The organism is Enterobacter cloacae complex sp. P24RS (assembly GCF_014982165.1).
Taxonomy (GTDB): Bacteria; Pseudomonadota; Gammaproteobacteria; order Enterobacterales; family Enterobacteriaceae; genus Enterobacter; species Enterobacter quasihormaechei.
In genome coordinates this window covers 25,196-40,564 of record NZ_JADCKU010000025.1, presented here as the reverse complement: position 1 = coordinate 40,564, position 15,369 = coordinate 25,196, and the positions used below count along the sequence as shown (strand labels likewise).

At 54.4% G+C, this 15,369-nt stretch carries 16 protein-coding genes and 3 tRNA genes; 9 read left to right on the top strand and 10 right to left on the bottom strand.

From position 1 onward, the window contains the following. Nucleotides 1–101: 101 nt before the first annotated feature. Nucleotides 102–740, bottom strand: coding sequence for an RpiB/LacA/LacB family sugar-phosphate isomerase (locus INF58_RS20010; RefSeq protein ID WP_003859680.1), 639 nt, complete (start codon nt 738–740; stop codon nt 102–104). Between the two features lie 245 nt (nt 741–985). Here INF58_RS20010 and yecR point away from each other — a divergent pair, with 245 nt between their 5' ends. Beyond that, the gene (gene yecR / locus INF58_RS20005) at nt 986–1,324 is read left to right on the top strand and encodes a YecR family lipoprotein (protein ID WP_193528365.1); all 339 of its coding nucleotides are present in this window, start codon (nt 986–988) and stop codon (nt 1,322–1,324) included. A gap of 200 nt (nt 1,325–1,524) precedes the next feature. Continuing rightward, entirely contained in the window at nt 1,525–2,022 is a 498-nt protein-coding gene (gene ftnA / locus INF58_RS20000) for a non-heme ferritin (protein ID WP_044596268.1), read from the top strand. A gap of 37 nt (nt 2,023–2,059) precedes the next feature. Here the strand turns inward: ftnA and INF58_RS19995 are convergent, their stop codons facing one another. After that, nucleotides 2,060–2,296 carry a YecH family metal-binding protein gene (locus tag INF58_RS19995; protein WP_193528364.1) on the bottom strand — a complete coding sequence of 79 codons (237 nt, stop codon included), beginning with the start codon at nt 2,294–2,296 and terminating at the stop codon, nt 2,060–2,062. Nucleotides 2,297–2,487: 191 nt separating this feature from the next. Between INF58_RS19995 and tyrP the strand changes: the two genes are divergently transcribed. Next, nucleotides 2,488–3,699 carry a tyrosine transporter TyrP gene (tyrP, locus tag INF58_RS19990; protein ID WP_193528363.1) on the top strand — a complete coding sequence of 404 codons (1,212 nt, stop codon included), beginning with the start codon at nt 2,488–2,490 and terminating at the stop codon, nt 3,697–3,699. Nucleotides 3,700–3,728: 29 nt separating this feature from the next. Here the strand turns inward: tyrP and INF58_RS19985 are convergent, their stop codons facing one another. Next, entirely contained in the window at nt 3,729–4,397 is a 669-nt protein-coding gene (locus INF58_RS19985) for a YecA family protein (protein WP_063868433.1), read from the bottom strand. Between the two features lie 411 nt (nt 4,398–4,808). Between INF58_RS19985 and INF58_RS19980 the strand changes: the two genes are divergently transcribed. The 6 genes from INF58_RS19980 to INF58_RS19955 all read left to right on the top strand — a co-directional run bounded on the left by INF58_RS19980 (nt 4,809) and on the right by INF58_RS19955 (nt 10,416). After that, nucleotides 4,809–5,930: a branched-chain amino acid ABC transporter substrate-binding protein gene (locus INF58_RS19980; RefSeq protein WP_063868432.1), complete on the top strand. Its 1,122-nt coding sequence runs from the start codon at nt 4,809–4,811 to the stop codon at nt 5,928–5,930. A 68-nt stretch (nt 5,931–5,998) separates the two neighbouring features. Further along, nucleotides 5,999–6,913 carry a branched-chain amino acid ABC transporter permease LivH gene (locus tag INF58_RS19975; protein WP_193528362.1) on the top strand — a complete coding sequence of 305 codons (915 nt, stop codon included), beginning with the start codon at nt 5,999–6,001 and terminating at the stop codon, nt 6,911–6,913. 11 nt (nt 6,914–6,924) lie between these two features. After that, on the top strand, nt 6,925–8,199 hold the full coding sequence (gene livM, locus INF58_RS19970) for a high-affinity branched-chain amino acid ABC transporter permease LivM (RefSeq protein ID WP_193528361.1): 1,275 nt from the start codon (nt 6,925–6,927) through the stop codon (nt 8,197–8,199). Beyond that, nucleotides 8,196–9,071, top strand: a complete 876-nt coding sequence (locus INF58_RS19965; RefSeq protein ID WP_063868429.1) for an ATP-binding cassette domain-containing protein — start codon at nt 8,196–8,198, stop codon at nt 9,069–9,071. Before livM ends, INF58_RS19965 begins: the two co-directional genes overlap by 4 nt. After that, nucleotides 9,068–9,784, top strand: coding sequence for an ABC transporter ATP-binding protein (locus INF58_RS19960; RefSeq protein ID WP_063450159.1), 717 nt, complete (start codon nt 9,068–9,070; stop codon nt 9,782–9,784). Before INF58_RS19965 ends, INF58_RS19960 begins: the two co-directional genes overlap by 4 nt. 161 nt (nt 9,785–9,945) lie before the next feature. After that, nucleotides 9,946–10,416, top strand: a complete 471-nt coding sequence (locus INF58_RS19955) for a hypothetical protein (protein ID WP_112793134.1) — start codon at nt 9,946–9,948, stop codon at nt 10,414–10,416. 5 nt (nt 10,417–10,421) lie between these two features. Here the strand turns inward: INF58_RS19955 and INF58_RS19950 are convergent, their stop codons facing one another. From INF58_RS19950 to uvrY, 7 genes are all read right to left on the bottom strand, one after another. Next, nucleotides 10,422–11,348: a LysR substrate-binding domain-containing protein gene (locus tag INF58_RS19950; protein ID WP_112793135.1), complete on the bottom strand. Its 927-nt coding sequence runs from the start codon at nt 11,346–11,348 to the stop codon at nt 10,422–10,424. Nucleotides 11,349–11,597: 249 nt separating this feature from the next. Further along, a tRNA-Leu gene (locus tag INF58_RS19945) sits at nt 11,598–11,684 on the bottom strand. A gap of 11 nt (nt 11,685–11,695) precedes the next feature. Next, a tRNA-Cys gene (locus INF58_RS19940) sits at nt 11,696–11,769 on the bottom strand. Nucleotides 11,770–11,820: 51 nt separating this feature from the next. Further along, nucleotides 11,821–11,896, bottom strand: a tRNA-Gly gene (locus tag INF58_RS19935). Nucleotides 11,897–12,048: 152 nt separating this feature from the next. Then, on the bottom strand, nt 12,049–12,597 hold the full coding sequence (pgsA, locus tag INF58_RS19930; RefSeq protein WP_003859652.1) for a CDP-diacylglycerol--glycerol-3-phosphate 3-phosphatidyltransferase: 549 nt from the start codon (nt 12,595–12,597) through the stop codon (nt 12,049–12,051). 56 nt (nt 12,598–12,653) lie between these two features. Further along, complete coding sequence (gene uvrC, locus INF58_RS19925) at nt 12,654–14,486, bottom strand: excinuclease ABC subunit UvrC (protein ID WP_107533295.1); 1,833 nt, start codon at nt 14,484–14,486, stop codon at nt 12,654–12,656. Continuing rightward, nucleotides 14,483–15,139 carry a UvrY/SirA/GacA family response regulator transcription factor gene (gene uvrY / locus INF58_RS19920; RefSeq protein WP_102751015.1) on the bottom strand — a complete coding sequence of 219 codons (657 nt, stop codon included), beginning with the start codon at nt 15,137–15,139 and terminating at the stop codon, nt 14,483–14,485. Before uvrY ends, uvrC begins: the two co-directional genes overlap by 4 nt. Nucleotides 15,140–15,369 lie beyond the last annotated feature (230 nt).

Sequence of the window (15,369 nt, the reverse complement as noted above, 5' to 3'; positions counted from 1 at the left end):
CAGAGTGTGCTCCGGATAGACTAAAAGTGTTACCTATGTTCCCGGTCTGATCTGTCACCTATGTATCCGGTCATACAAGCGCGCCGCCCGGCAAAACGGAATTAGCCAACAATACCGCGCACAAAGGCTTCGATCTCTTTGTCCTGGCAGTTTTCGAAGAAGCACTGCTGGAAGCGCTGGCCCGAGACGGCGGTTTTAACCAGCTCAGGATCGATTGCACGCAGGGTATCCAGATAGTTTTCTTTCACCACGGCGGCTTTCACCTGATTGAGGATCCCCGCGTTCCGCACCTGCGGCTCTTTACGCTCTGGCGGGTAGCCTTCGCCATTGCGTCCGGTAAAGGCTTTCTCAAAGATAAAGCGGACGTTCAGTTCTGCCCCCCAGCCAAAGCCCTTCGCAAATGGCAGAGAAAGCGCGTTACCGTTGTTGATTTGTGCAAACAGGAAAGCATCCGCAGGATCGATGCAGTAGCCGCAAATGACGCCCGGATGAATGTTCAAGGACATCAATGCGCCCTGCCCGGTACCGCAGCCGGTAACAACAAAATCGACGGCTTTCGCGTTCAGCAGAATGCTCGCCATGATGCCCAGGTGAATATAGGTGAGATGATGATCGTTCTCATCACTCATACCGACGTTATAGACCGGGAAACCTTTTTCATCAGCAACGGCTTTCAGCTCATTAAGGATGATGGGATTTTTAGCGGCCTGGCTGTTTTCCATCATCAGTGCAATTTTCATCTCGTCTCTCCTGAATGCATGGCGGGCGATCCCGCTGTGGATACCTTTTCCACTTAACCTTACTATCAAACAAACGCACTTTCAAATTAAGTGAAAGCTTGTTTTAAAAAACAAAGGGGCGCTCACAATTTCGCAGGCGGGGCCGGCTCGTTGCACGGTGAAGGGTCAGATCCTCCGGCTATTCCAGCCATTGCGCCCCTTCGCGTTGGTTACAATGGCATATTTCCCGACACGCAGAGTGAACCATGAAAAGTGTAATCATCGCCGGAACGATCCTGCTGGTCGCCGGGTGCAGCATCAACCGTGAGGCAGAAATAAGCAGTACCGATGCCCCTAACGGGATTGTGCGCCTCGACTATGGCCAGGCCATACTGCAAAACGCCTGGTCTGACGACTATGTCAATAACGGTACGGCAACAAAAGCCTGTCAAAACATGGGCTATGCCACCGCGTCAGCCTACGGCCAGCCCATTAAAACCTGTACGCTTATCAGCGGCTCGCTGTGTCTGAATGAAAGCGTGACCATTCAGTATAAATGTCAGGGTTATGCCGTAACCGCCGGCAGCCAGAATCCGTGGTATTAACCCGTACTGCCAGTCACGCTGGCAGTTTATTTAATAAGAACAAAAACAATTCTCATTAATAAAAATAAATAGCGGCAATGCGTTTTATTCCCATTCGTATTTTTAATAAAGAGATATTTATTTTACTTTTTGCAAATAATTAAATAACAAATTATAGTGTCGCTCATCGTGAACCAGAAATAATAAACCGGAGCTGCACCATGCTAAAAACTGAAATGATCGACAAGCTCAATGCGCAAATGAATCTTGAGCTTTTTTCTTCCCTGCTTTATCAGCAGATGAGCGCCTGGTGCAGCTATCACAGCTTTGAAGGGGCCGCCGCCTTCCTGCGTCGTCATGCTCAGGAAGAGATGACGCACATGCAGCGTCTGTTTGATTATCTGACGGATACCGGCAGCCTGCCGCGCATTGATAACGTGACGTCGCCTTTCGCCGAGTACGGCTCTCTGGATGAATTGTTCCGCGCCACGTACGAGCATGAACAGCTGATCACCCAGAAAATAAATGAACTGGCTCATGCCGCCATGACCAGCCAGGATTATCCAACCTTTAATTTCCTTCAGTGGTATGTGGCTGAACAGCACGAAGAAGAGAAGCTGTTTAAATCCGTGCTCGATAAATTATCGCTGGCGGGGAAATCCGGGGAAGGCCTGTACTTCATCGATAAAGAGCTGTCGACTCTCGATACTCAGAATTAATATCAAAACGGTGCTGACTTTTCAGCACCGTTTTATTTTAATGACGGCAAATTTTACTTTCGTGCGTAGAAAAGCCGTCTTCTGCCGGAATGAATTTTCCGCGCGCCGCCAGAAACGCCACCAGCTCTGCGGCGGACATCTCCGAAGCCGAACAGGTATGGAATTGCGCCGCTTCGCCAAAGCGGGCATGAATTGCCTCAACCAGACTCTGCTCCGTATAGCGCTCACCTGACTCAATCATCATATTAAGCACGTCGTGACCGTGAATTGACATGGTTACCTCTCGCAAATAAAAAGCAGACTAACCGCTCCCTCCACGACACGCTTTGCGCTGGCGCAGGTTCCCCTTTTCTTTTTGTAAATTAATCATTACACCCTATGTAACGGTGATTTGACGAGATGGGGCTTTTCCCTTACTCTGCGCCGCAGAATGAGTCGCGATATGGAAGGGTTGTAGAGGAAAGCGTGAAAAACAGAACTCTGGGAAGTATTTTTATCGTCGCCGGAACGACAATTGGCGCAGGAATGTTGGCTATGCCGCTGGCGGCTGCCGGCGTCGGATTTGGCGTGACGGTACTGTTACTGGGCGGGTTGTGGGTCCTGATGTGTTACACCGCGCTCCTGTTGCTGGAGGTTTATCAGCACGTCCCTGCCGATACTGGCTTAGGCTCCCTGGCGGCACGCTATCTTGGACGCTACGGGCAGTGGATCACCGGTTTTAGCATGATGTTTCTGATGTACGCGCTGACTGCCGCTTACATCAGCGGCGCCGGGGAACTGATAGCGTCAAGTATCAATGACGGCTTCGGGGCGTCGGTTTCACCGGAAGCAGGCGCCATTGTCTTTGCGCTGATCGGTGGCGGCGTGGTTTGCGCGGGCACGTCGCTGGTCGATCTGTTTAACCGCTTTTTATTCAGCGCCAAAATTCTCTTCCTTGTTGTGATGCTGCTGCTGCTGGCCCCGCACGTTCATAAGATCAACCTGCTGACGATGCCGCTGGAAAAAGGCCTGGCGCTTTCGGCCATCCCGGTGATTTTTACCTCGTTCGGTTTTCACGGCAGCGTGCCGAGCATCGTGAGCTATATGAACGGCGACACCCGCAAGCTGCGCCGCGTCTTTGTCATCGGCAGCGCCATTCCGCTGATTGCCTATCTGTTCTGGCAGCTGGTGACGCTGGGCAGCATCGATTCCACCACTTTTATTGGCCTGATGGCCGAGCATTCTGGTCTGAATGGTTTCCTGGTTGCCCTGCGTAACGTGGTGGCCTCTTCACACGTAGAGCTGGCAGTACATCTGTTTGCGGACCTGGCGCTGGCAACCTCGTTCCTCGGCGTGGCGCTTGGCCTGTTTGACTATATGGCGGATCTGCTCCAGCGCCGCAATACCGTTGCCGGACGCTTACAGACGGGGGCGATGACCTTCCTGCCGCCGCTGGCCTTCGCGCTCTTTTACCCGCGCGGGTTTGTGATGGCGCTGGGGTATGCCGGCGTGGCGTTATCGGTTCTGGCCCTGCTGTTGCCTTCCCTGCTGGCGTGGAAGAGCCGCCAGCAGCATCCGCAGCAGGGGTATCGCGTGGCGGGCGGTACGCCAATGCTGTGCGCGGTGTTTGGTTGTGGGGTGGTGATTATTCTGGTGCAGGTGCTGATTGCAGCGGGAATGCTGCCGGAAGTGGGGTAAAAAAAGGGGGCTATAAATAGCCCCTTTTTTCAGTGCAGGCAGCAGCTTTTAAACTTCTTCCCGCTGCCGCACGGGCACGGGTCGTTACGCCCCACTTTCGCCCCGTTGATTATCGGCTTTTTCGCTTCCGGCTGCTGCGGGTTAGCGACCCAGTAGTTATACAAACGCAGCGCCGCAGGCTGAATGCTCTCGATGCTGGCCATATACTCCTCTTCGGTCAGTGCATCCAGCTTCTCGCTGTTCTCTTCCGTGCCGTGCAGGGCAATCACCGCCAGATCCGCTTCCAGCGCTTCCGGCAGGGATGACCAGTCTGTCAGCGCCACGCCGCGCATGTAGCCATAGCACCACTCTTCCACCACGGTGTAGCTCTGACCGTCAACGTCGTTATAGCCAAACAGCGGTTCAAACTGATCCGGGTATTCGCTCAGACGCTCGGCAATATCGTTCATGTGCTTAAAGCAAAGATCGATAAACCGGTTCATCTCACGATCGTTTTTCCAGCGCGGAATATACTTCTCACCACCCCAGACCGCCACCAGCCAGGTGTCGGGCTCCACCACAACGGGACCGGAAAGTACTGCGGTAAGCATGCCGTCCAGTTCGGACACGTCAATCACGGATGCATCGTCGTGACCGTAAGACATTAACGTCTCTTCCAGCCACGCCATCTCGCTTTCATTTAATGGGCCTTCAGCCATTGCGGATACTCCTGATAAAAAAAACGATCCTGACATATATCGCCGCCCGTGCCTATCTGAAGTTGAGGTCTTTGCTGCTGCAAAAACGTGCAAATCGTGACCATTGCACAACTTATGGGCTTTGTTGTTAAGGAGATGTGATCTCCGCTGAAAATTCATCTTATCCCGCAAAGGGGCGTAAAACGGCACTCTATACTCAACATGTTGTGCCCCGGTCAAGGGATTAACCATTCTGGCAACCTTTTTGCTTAATGTTCTGCGCGCTTCACGGTGCGTGGGATCCTCGCCGTATTAAGCAGAAGATTGCTTCTAAAGTGCATTTTGTTCTCGCTCTTGTTTTTGGATTAACAATGCCATCAGGCGTTCGGGTTTATACCTGGTGCAAAAACCTCTTTGCTAAGGAACATAATAATGTCGCTGAAATTTACCAAAACTCCCCTCTCCCTGGTGCTGGCCGGCTGTCTGGTAACGGCCTTTTCCGCGCAGGCCGATATCGTCATCGGCGTGGCCGGGCCGTTCACCGGCCCGAACGCAACCTACGGCGATCAGTACTGGCATGGCGCTACGCAGGCGGCGGAAGATATCAACGCCGCAGGCGGGATCAACGGTGAGAAAATCAAACTGGTTCAGGGCGATGACGCCTGCGAACCCAAACAGGCCGTTGCCGTCGCCAACCGCTTAGTCGATCAGGATAAGGTGAAAGCGGTCGTCGGCCACTTCTGCTCCTCGTCGACCATGCCCGCCTCCGAGGTGTATAGCGATGCCGGGATCCTCTCCATCACTCCCGGCTCAACGAACCCGCTGATTACCGAGCGCGGCATGAGCGATGTGTTCCGCATGTGCGGTCGTGACGACCAGCAGGGCCAGGTCGCCAGCGATTTTATTCTTGATAAGCTGAAGGCCAAACGGGTGGTCATCATCCACGATAAGGACACTTACGGTCAGGGGCTGGCGGACGCCACTAAGGCGGCACTGGCAAAACGCGGCGTTAAGGATGTGATGTACGAAGGATTATCGCGCGGGGAAAAAGACTTTAACGCGCTGGTGACCAAAATTGGCGCACAAAAACCGGACGTGGTGTTCTTCGGGGGCTGCCATCCGGAAGCGGGCCCGCTGGTTCGCCAGATGCGTGAGCAGGGCGTGCAGGCGAAGTTCTTCTCGGGGGACTGCATCGTCAATGAAGAGATGGTCACCGCTGCCGGCGGAGCGCAATACACCAACGGTATTTACATGACGTTCGGTAAAGATCCGCGCATGATCCCCGACGGAAAAGCCGTTATTGATAAATTCCGCGCCGGTAAATTTGAACCAGAAGGCTATACCCTCTACGCCTACGCTTCCGTGCAGGCTATCGCGGCGGCTTTCAAGGCCACAAAAGGCACGGATTCAGCGAAAGCCAGCGAGTGGCTGAAGGCCAACCCTGTCGACACGGTCATGGGTCAAAAAGCCTGGGACAGCAAAGGTGACCTCAAGGTGTCTGACTACGTGGTCTACCAGTGGGACGACAAAGGCAAATATAAAGAAGTGCCATAACGGGACGGAATCTGCTCTGCGCCGGCAGGTCTGCCTGTCGGCGTAACCCTTTATTCAGGTGCGCGACAATGAGTACATTCTTCCTACAGCAGTTAATTAATGGCTTAACGCTGGGTTCGGTCTACGGCCTTATCGCCATCGGCTATACCATGGTGTACGGCATCATCGGTATGATTAATTTCGCCCACGGCGAAGTGTATATGATTTCCGCCTATCTCTCGGCCATTGGCCTGGCCCTGCTGGCGTTTTTTGGACTTCAGTCCTTTCCGCTGCTGATCCTGGGGACGCTGGTTTTCACCATCGTGGTCACCGGGGTTTACGGCTGGACGATCGAGCGCATCGCCTATAAGCCGCTACGCAATTCGACGCGTCTGGCGCCGCTGATTTCGGCTATCGGGATGTCGCTGATACTGCAAAACTACGCCCAGCTCAGTCAGGGTCCGCGTCAGCAGGGCGTGCCCACCCTGCTGGATGGCGTGCTGCGTTTCCACCTGGGCGAAGGGTTTGTCCAGATAACCTATACCAAAGTCTTTATTCTCATCGCCTCGTTCGCGGGCATGCTGGTGCTGACCTGGATCATCAACCGTACTCGCCTGGGGCGGATGTGTCGTGCGGTGCAGCAGGATCGCAAAATGGCCTCTATTCTGGGGATCGATACCGACAGAATTATTTCGCTGGTGTTTGTTATCGGCGCAGCCATGGCCGGGCTGGCGGGCGTGCTGATCACCATGAATTACGGCACCTTTGATTTCTACGTCGGGTTCGTTATCGGCATTAAGGCCTTTACGGCGGCGGTGCTGGGCGGCATCGGCTCTCTGCCCGGGGCGATGCTCGGCGGGCTGATTCTGGGCGTCGCAGAAGCGCAATTCTCCGGGATGGTGAACTCAGATTATAAAGACGTGTTCTCGTTTGGTTTGCTGGTCTTAATTCTGATCTTCCGTCCCCAGGGGCTGTTAGGCCGCCCTGTCGTGGCTAAAGTGTAAGGAACAACGCGATGACCTCTGACGGCTTTTCCCTGAAGCGCTGCATTCTGGACGCAATTTTTTCCGGTATGATCGCCCTGATTATTTTCGGCCCGATTGCGGGCGTCATACTGGATGGTTACAGCTTTAACTTTGACGGCCAGCGTCTGGCGTGGATTGTTGGCACCGTGATGCTGGGACGCTTTTTGCTGAGCGCCTTCACGGGCACGGCGGCCGGAAAGCGTTTACAGGCGCGGTTTGAATCCGACAATGCCGGGGTGTATGTCCGGCCACCGGAATATAAAAGCCGCCTGCGCTGGATCCTTCCGCTGATTATCGCGCTGGCGATCTGCTTCCCGTTTGTTGCCACCAAATACGTGCTGACGGTCGCTATTCTCGGGCTGATCTACGTTCTGCTCGGCCTTGGGCTGAACATTGTCGTCGGGCTCGCGGGTTTGCTGGATCTGGGTTACGTCGCCTTTTACGCCATTGGCGCCTATGGCCTGGCGCTCGGGTATCAGTATCTGGGCCTCGGGTTCTGGAGCATGCTGCCGCTGGCGGCGCTGATGGCCGCAGGCGCGGGTGCCCTGCTCGGCTTTCCGGTGCTGCGCATGCACGGGGATTATCTCGCCATCGTCACGCTCGGGTTTGGCGAGATCATCCGCCTGGTGCTGAACAACTGGCTCGCCTTCACCGGCGGGCCAAACGGCGTTTCGGCCCCTGCTCCGACCTTTTTTGGCCTGGAGTTTGGCCGACGCGCCAAAGAAGGCGGCGTACCCTTCCACGAGTTTTTCGGCCTGACCTATAACCCCAACATGAAGTTTATCTTCATCTATGCGGTGCTTTTTCTGGTGGTCATGCTGGTCCTGTACATTAAACACCGGCTGACCCGAATGCCCATTGGCCGGGCGTGGGAAGCGCTCCGTGAGGATGAGATTGCCTGCCGTTCCATGGGGCTTAACCACGTTCTGGTCAAACTTTCTGCCTTCACCCTGGGCGCATCAACGGCAGGTATTGCCGGGGTGTTTTTTGCCACCTATCAGGGATTTGTTAACCCCACCTCTTTCACCTTTTTTGAATCGGCCCTGATCCTCGCGATCGTGGTTCTGGGCGGGATGGGTTCTACCGTGGGCGTTGTGCTGGCCGCCTTTGTGCTGACCGTCACGCCTGAGCTGCTGCGCAGCTTTGCGGAATACCGCGTGTTGCTCTTTGGCATGCTGATGGTGGTGATGATGATCTGGCGTCCTCGCGGTCTGATCCGCATTAACCGCAGCGGATTTGCCGTACGGAAAGGAGTGGCGCCATGAACGCAACGATTTTGCGCGTAGAACATCTGATGATGCATTTCGGCGGGATCAAGGCCCTGAATGACGTCAATCTTGAGGTGCAGCGCGGGTCAATTACCGCCCTGATTGGCCCTAACGGCGCGGGGAAAACGACCGTCTTTAACTGCCTGACCGGCTTCTACCGGGCCTCCGGCGGCAACATTCTGTTCAATGCCCGGCATAAAACCACCAACGTCATTCAGGTGCTCGGGCAGAAATTCCAGCCCGGCGACTGGCTCAACCCGGCGCAGCTTGGTCAACGCCTGTTCTATAAGATGTTTGGCGGCACGCATCTGGTGAACCGCGCGGGTCTTGCGCGCACGTTTCAGAACATCCGCCTGTTCCGCGAGATGTCAGTGGTGGAAAACCTGCTGGTGGCACAGCATATGCGCGTCAACCGTAACCTGCTGGCGGGGGTACTCAACACACCTGCGTATCGTCGGGCAGAGAACGATGCGCTGGACCGGGCGTTTTACTGGCTGGAGGTGGTGGATCTGGTGGATTGCGCCAACCGTCTGGCCGGTGAAATGTCCTATGGCCAGCAGCGACGCCTCGAAATCGCCCGCGCCATGTGTACCGGCCCGGAGATGATTTGTCTTGATGAACCCGCTGCCGGCCTGAACCCGGTGGAGACGCACAAGCTGAGCGATATCATTCGGTTCCTGCGCGACCACCACGACATCACGGTATTGCTGATTGAGCATGATATGGGGATGGTGATGGACATTTCGGACGACATTATTGTGCTCGATCACGGCGACGTTATTGCCAGAGGTAAACCCGCCGAGATCCAGCACAACGAAAAGGTGATTGCCGCGTACCTGGGCACCGACGAAAGCGAGGTAAATCTGTGAGCGAACCGATGCTTCAGTTTCATGATGTGGACGTGTTCTACGGGGCGATCCAGGCGTTGAAGCAGGTTTCGCTGGAGGTGAATAAAGGGGAAACCGTGGCCCTGATTGGCGCTAACGGCGCGGGGAAATCCACATTACTGATGTCTGTTTTTGGCCAGCCCCGGATCCGCAATGGGCAGATCCTCTTCTGCGGGGAGGATATCAGCCAAAAATCCACCCACTACGTGGCCACCGGCGGCATCGCGCAGGCACCTGAGGGGCGGCGCATTTTCCCGGATATGTCTGTAGAAGAGAACCTGCTGATGGGGACAATCCCCATCGGCAATCACCATGCGGCGGCAGATCTGCAAAGCATGTTTGACCTGTTTCCCCGCCTCAGGGAGCGACGCAACCAGCGGGCGATGACGCTCTCCGGCGGTGAGCAGCAGATGCTGGCTATCGCCCGGGCGTTGATGAGCCGCCCCAAACTTCTGCTGCTGGATGAACCCAGTCTCGGCCTTGCGCCCATCGTGGTTAAACAGATCTTCCAGACGCTGCGCGAGCTGGCCCGTAACGGGATGACGATTTTTCTGGTAGAGCAGAACGCGCACCATGCCCTGAAGTTGTCCGATCGCGGCTATGTGATGGTTAACGGGCAGATTCGGTTAAGCGGCAGCGGCGAGGCGCTGCTGAGGGATCCGGAGGTGAGGAAGGCGTATCTGGGTGGCGTGTGAAGCCAGGGCTATAGTGAGAAAAACTCACAATGATTTCCATTATTAATCGTTTTTCTGATGCGACCGCATTCAAATATCATCCTCACGACCCGCCTTCGCGCGGGCCGATAAAACGTTCAGCGGCAAACTGAATAATAATGATAAGAGGATCCGGGGCAAACATGACACTTGATGCGTTATATCAGTTAATGAAAACTGTATTACCACCTGACACCGATTCAGCCAATGATTTACAGGATTTTATGGCCATGCTTATGGCGACGAAACATCACTCAGAGGCTCTGTCACCGTTTTCGCAGCGCGTGTACATGCTGTCCGTAGCCCATCGCGACCCTAAGCAAGCGGCTGCGCTGATTTCAGCCTGTCATCCTGAAGCAGGAAAGCCCCTTCCGCTGCTCGACTTCTCCGGCTGGCCGCACGTGCGTTACGCCACGTCGGGTGAATTTCAGACGCCCGAGTCCGAGGCATATTTTCACAAGATTACGTCTGCGGCCACGATATTACGCGACGCAATCATCGAGGCCGAGCAGCAAAAAAATACCCCTGCTTTTTATATTCTGGATAAGGTGCTCAGCCTGAACAGCGCTTTGCCAGAACGCTATAAAAAGATGGCAAACATCTCTTACTCATAAGGGTATTAATAAACCCGGCTTTCATCGTATTCCAGAAAAAGAATATCCAGAGCCGGAACGACCGGGGTATGGCTTTGCAGCCAGGCCAGAAGGTGCTGGATGCTCTCTCTTTTGAGCGAATTTTTTGGCCAGACGAGGTAGTAGCCATCTCCCGTCGCGATAGCTTCCCTGAACGGCAGGCCCAGCAGGCCGCTTTTCAGGGCATCAAGCGTGAGATGCAGGTCGGCGATGGCGATGCCATGCCCGTTCATCGCGGCGATACTTCCCTGTTCAAGGGTGTCAAACACCATGCCGCTGCTCATATCGAGCCCCGGGAACAAGCCCGTCCTTCGCAGCCAGCGCCGCCAGTCCCGTCTGTCCGGTGAAGGATGGATCAGATCGCATTGCGAAAGCTGCTGCCGGGCCGGTTCGAGAAGCGATGGGGTGCAAACCGGAATAAGCCATTCATGAAAAAGCAGCTGGCTTTCCGTTGTCTCACCAAAACGGCCATTGCCGAGAAGAATGGCGCAGTCGTATGGCTCAAGATTGAAATCAACGGTGTCAATGTCCATCCAGACGCTGGCAATCTCCACCTGTGGTTTTGCATGGTTGTTGCGAAAAGATCGCAGCACGTCGAGAAGCCATCTCATGGTCAGGGTGCTGGGTGCTTTTAACCGCAGCAGATGGTTTTCACTGCGAAATGCCCGGCAGGCCCATTCAATGCTCGTGAAGCTTTCGTTCAGCTGTCCGGCAAGCACCCGCCCGGCTTCAGTGACCTCCACGCGAGGACCTTGCCTTTTGAAAAGCTCGCAGTCGAACCATTGTTCAAGGGTACGGACATGTCTGCTGACCGCGCCCGGCGTAATATTCAGCGTTTCAGCGGCTTTACTAAAGGAGTTCAGCCGCGCAGCAACCTCAAACGCACGCAGTGCATACAATGGCGGTAAAGACATAGCGTCCCTTACATAACGTGATGAGATGGAGAATCGGGGTCGCAAACGTGCACATGTTCAAACCGCATATCGCGCCCGCTACACGATAGCATAATGCGTATCTGTTTAATTCCGTTACGAAAGGAACGCTGTGTATTAACTGAAGATCAGGGATGAAAGAGAATGGTTAGCGGAAGGCCAGGCACAAAAAAACCACCTTTCGGTGGTTTCACGACACTGCTTATTGCTTTGATTATTCTTTGTTTCCCATGGTAGCCGGAGTGGGACTTGAACCCACACAGCGCGAACGCCGAGGGATTTTAAATCCCTTGTGTCTACCGATTCCACCATCCGGCCAGGGAAGAAAGTGGAGGCGCGTTCCGGAGTCGAACCGGACTAGACGGATTTGCAATCCGCTACATAACCGCTTTGCTAACGCGCCTTAAATCTTTTGTCTTTCGACACGCACCCGCAAACTGCCGATGCTTTAATCTGGAGCGGGAAACGAGACTCGAACTCGCGACCCCGACCTTGGCAAGGTCGTGCTCTACCAACTGAGCTATTCCCGCATGTTATCAAGTTAACTGCTAACCACTTGATTTCATTATCGTCCGGCTAACTGTGCCGCCGTTCGATGCGTTGCATTCTACTGATATGACGTTTTGAGTCAACGTTATTTTTTGCATCTCAGGATCGTTTGCTGAAAATTAAGCCGAAACGATCACTGTTCAAGCAAATCACCGCGCGCAGCGTTCAAATATTGCAGCATTGACCACAGCGTCAGCACTGCCGCAACCCACAGCAGGCCAATGCCGGCCCACTCGACCCAGGCATTCGGACGCCACAGCATCCACACCAGCGCCGCCATTTGTGCGGTGGTTTTGACTTTACCGATCCAGGATACCGCCACGCTGCTGCGTTTCCCCAGCTCCGCCATCCATTCGCGCAGGGCAGAAATAATAATTTCACGGCCAATCATGGTCGCGGCGGGCAGCGTGACCCACCAGGTATGATAATGCTCCGCCACAAGCACCATCGCGATCGCCACCATCACCTTATCCGCGACCGGATCGAGGAACGCGCCAAAGCGGGTACTCTGATTCCAGCGGCGTGCCAGATACCCGTCAAACCAGTCCGTCACGGCGGCAATCAGGAAAATCAGCGCACAGGCAAAAGGCGCCCAGACGACCGGCAGGTAAAATGCCAGTACAAAGAACGGAATGAGCACAACGCGAAAAAGGGTGAGCAACGTAGGGATATTAAATCGCATGATGACGGTAACTGTCTGTTGTCAGTAAAATTTAGCTCTATGTTGCTACAGAGCCCTCAATGTTTCAACGAGTAGTAGATCTTTTCTGCCAGCCCTTGCGAAATACCCGGCACTTTTGCAATTTCCTCCATGCTGGCATTGAGTAATCCTTGCAATCCGCCCATATACTTCAACAGCATCTGGCGACGTTTTGGCCCAACGCCTTCGATAGTCTCGAGGGTACTGGTATTTTTCACCTTCGCCCGTTTTTTGCGGTGCCCGCTGATGGCGTGATCGTGCGACTCATCGCGGATGTGCTGGATCACGTGCAGCGCCGGGGAATCTGGCGGCAGGCTAAAGCCCTCGCCCTCCGGCTCGAAGAACAGCGTTTCCAGGCCCGCTTTACGATCCGCCCCTTTCGCCACCCCTAACAGCAGCGGATGGTTTTTGTCCCACTCCACGTCGAGCGATTCAAACACCGCCTTCGCCTGGCCCAGCTGCCCTTTCCCGCCGTCGATAAGGATAACGTCAGGAATTTTGCTCTCTTCAATCGCTTTACCATAGCGACGACGCAGCACCTGGTTCATGGCGGCATAATCGTCACCGGGCGTAATGCCGGTGATGTTATAGCGTCGATACTCTGCCCGCAGCGGACCGTTGGCATCAAAGACCACGCACGACGCCACGGTCTGCTCACCCATCGTATGGCTGATGTCGAAACATTCCATGCGTTTCACTTCCGGCAGCTTAAGCAGCGTCGCAAGCGCGGTTAAACGCTGGCTGACGGTCGACTGCTGGGAGAGTTTGGTGGTCAGCGCCGTGGCGGCATTGGTTCGCGCCAGCTTCAGATAGCGCGCGCGATCGCCGCGCGGTTTCGTCTGGACATTCACCCGACGGCCTGCCAGCTCTGAAAGCGAATCCGCCAGCAGGGTTTTATCGTCGAGCGTAAAGTCGAGCAGGATCTCCGAAGGCAGCGTACGCATCTGGCTGCCCTGCAAATAAAACTGGCCGACAAAAGTCTCCACCACTTCACCCAGCTCGGTACCACCCGGCACCTTCGGGAAGTAGCTGCGGCTGCCGAGCACTTTACCCTGACGAATAAACAGCACGTGAACGCAGGCGAGACCGGCGTCAAAAGCGACGCCGATTACATCGAGGTCGTCGCCGGTATTGGAAACAAACTGCTTCTCGGTCACCCTGCGCACCGCCTGGATCTGATCGCGGATGCGGGCGGCTTCCTCAAACTCCAGCCCCGCGCTGGCTTTTTCCATGCGGGCAATCAGCTGCGTGAGCACCTGATCGTCTTTCCCGGCTAAAAACAGGCGTACATATTCCACCTGCTGCGCGTACTCTTCTTCGCTCACCAGCCCTTCAACGCACGGCCCCAGACAGCGGCCAATTTGATATTGCAGGCACGGTCGGGATCGGTTGCGGTAGACGCTGTTTTCGCACTGGCGAACGGGGAAGATTTTTTGCAATAGCGCCAGCGTTTCCCGTACGGCATAACCGTTCGGGAAGGGGCCGAAATATTCCCCTTTCGCATGCTTAGCGCCACGATGCATCGCCAGCCGCGGGTGCGTATCACCACTCAGGAAGATAAACGGGTAGGACTTATCATCGCGCAGCAGAACGTTGTAGCGCGGCTGATACAACTTAATGTAGTTGTGCTCAAGGAGCAGCGCTTCCGTTTCCGTGTGCGTCACGGTGACATCAATGTTATGTATGAGGGCAACCAGCGCTTCGGTTTTACGGGAAGCAAGGTTGCTGCGGAAGTAGCTGGAAAGGCGTTTTTTGAGATCTTTCGCCTTACCGACATAGATAACCGTGCCGCCAGCGTCGTACATACGGTAGACGCCCGGCTGGCTGGTAACGGTTTTCAGAAATGCTTTTGAATCGAACGCTTCACTCACTGACTTAATAACGACTCCGCATTGCACAAACCATGGCGAATGGCCAGGTGAGTCAGTTCGACATCACCGTGAATGTTCAGTTTACTGAACATCCGATAGCGATAGCTGTTGACCGTTTTCGGGCTGAGATTCAGCTGCTCTGAAATCTCATTCACCTTCTGACCTTTTGTAATCATCAGCATAATCTGCAATTCGCGCTCAGACAAACTGGCAAACGGCGATTCCGTTTTTTCCGGTTCAATCTGACTCAACGCCATCTGTTGAGCAATATCAGAAGCAATGTAGCGCTGCCCTGCGTGTACGGAACGGATCGCATTGACGACTTCCTGCGGCGCGGCGCCTTTACTCAGGTATCCTGCGGCACCTGCCTGCATAACTCTGGCGGGCAGCGGATTTTCAGTGTGTACGGTCAGCATGATGACTTTGGTATCAACAAACATGCGGGCGATTTTACGCGTGGCTTCAAGCCCGCCGATGCCGGGCATGTTCATATCCATCAGCACCACGTCTGCTGAGTGAGTACGACACCATTTGACGGCATCTTCACCACAGCACGCCTCGCCGGCAACTTTAATACCCTTTATATCTTCAAGAATGCGTCGTATCCCTGCGCGCACCAGTTCGTGGTCATCAACAAGAAGGACGTTGATCAAAGGAAATGTCTCCAGAATAGGGATAACGCTACTGACTGCTAATTGTGTTTATATTAACGGTTTTCCATGCAAGATTAAAACGCTAAAAAATCGGCTATACGATTCGGGTCTCGTTTTTGGAAATTAGGCTGTACAGTAAGTGGAAAGAAAACCCATGTACGCTGGGCTTTACCGCTATTTTTTGGCACCAGCATTCAAAAAGCTACCAAAACATTTGTTAACGTAAACTA

Excerpts from the sequence above, each read along its gene's own strand:
- ftnA (WP_044596268.1), top strand. The coding sequence starts at position 1,525 with ATGCTAAAAACTGAAATGATCGACAAGCTCAATGCGCAAATGAATCTT.
- INF58_RS19955 (WP_112793134.1), top strand. The coding sequence starts at position 9,946 with ATGACACTTGATGCGTTATATCAGTTAATGAAAACTGTATTACCACCT.
- INF58_RS19980 (WP_063868432.1), top strand. The coding sequence starts at position 4,809 with ATGTCGCTGAAATTTACCAAAACTCCCCTCTCCCTGGTGCTGGCCGGC.
- INF58_RS19950 (WP_112793135.1), bottom strand. The coding sequence starts at position 11,348 with ATGTCTTTACCGCCATTGTATGCACTGCGTGCGTTTGAGGTTGCTGCG.
- pgsA (WP_003859652.1), bottom strand. The coding sequence starts at position 12,597 with ATGCGATTTAATATCCCTACGTTGCTCACCCTTTTTCGCGTTGTGCTC.
- INF58_RS20010 (WP_003859680.1), bottom strand. The coding sequence starts at position 740 with ATGAAAATTGCACTGATGATGGAAAACAGCCAGGCCGCTAAAAATCCC.
- INF58_RS19995 (WP_193528364.1), bottom strand. The coding sequence starts at position 2,296 with ATGTCAATTCACGGTCACGACGTGCTTAATATGATGATTGAGTCAGGT.
- INF58_RS19975 (WP_193528362.1), top strand. The coding sequence starts at position 5,999 with ATGAGTACATTCTTCCTACAGCAGTTAATTAATGGCTTAACGCTGGGT.
- livM (WP_193528361.1), top strand. The coding sequence starts at position 6,925 with ATGACCTCTGACGGCTTTTCCCTGAAGCGCTGCATTCTGGACGCAATT.
- yecR (WP_193528365.1), top strand. The coding sequence starts at position 986 with ATGAAAAGTGTAATCATCGCCGGAACGATCCTGCTGGTCGCCGGGTGC.
- INF58_RS19985 (WP_063868433.1), bottom strand. The coding sequence starts at position 4,397 with ATGGCTGAAGGCCCATTAAATGAAAGCGAGATGGCGTGGCTGGAAGAG.
- INF58_RS19965 (WP_063868429.1), top strand. The coding sequence starts at position 8,196 with ATGAACGCAACGATTTTGCGCGTAGAACATCTGATGATGCATTTCGGC.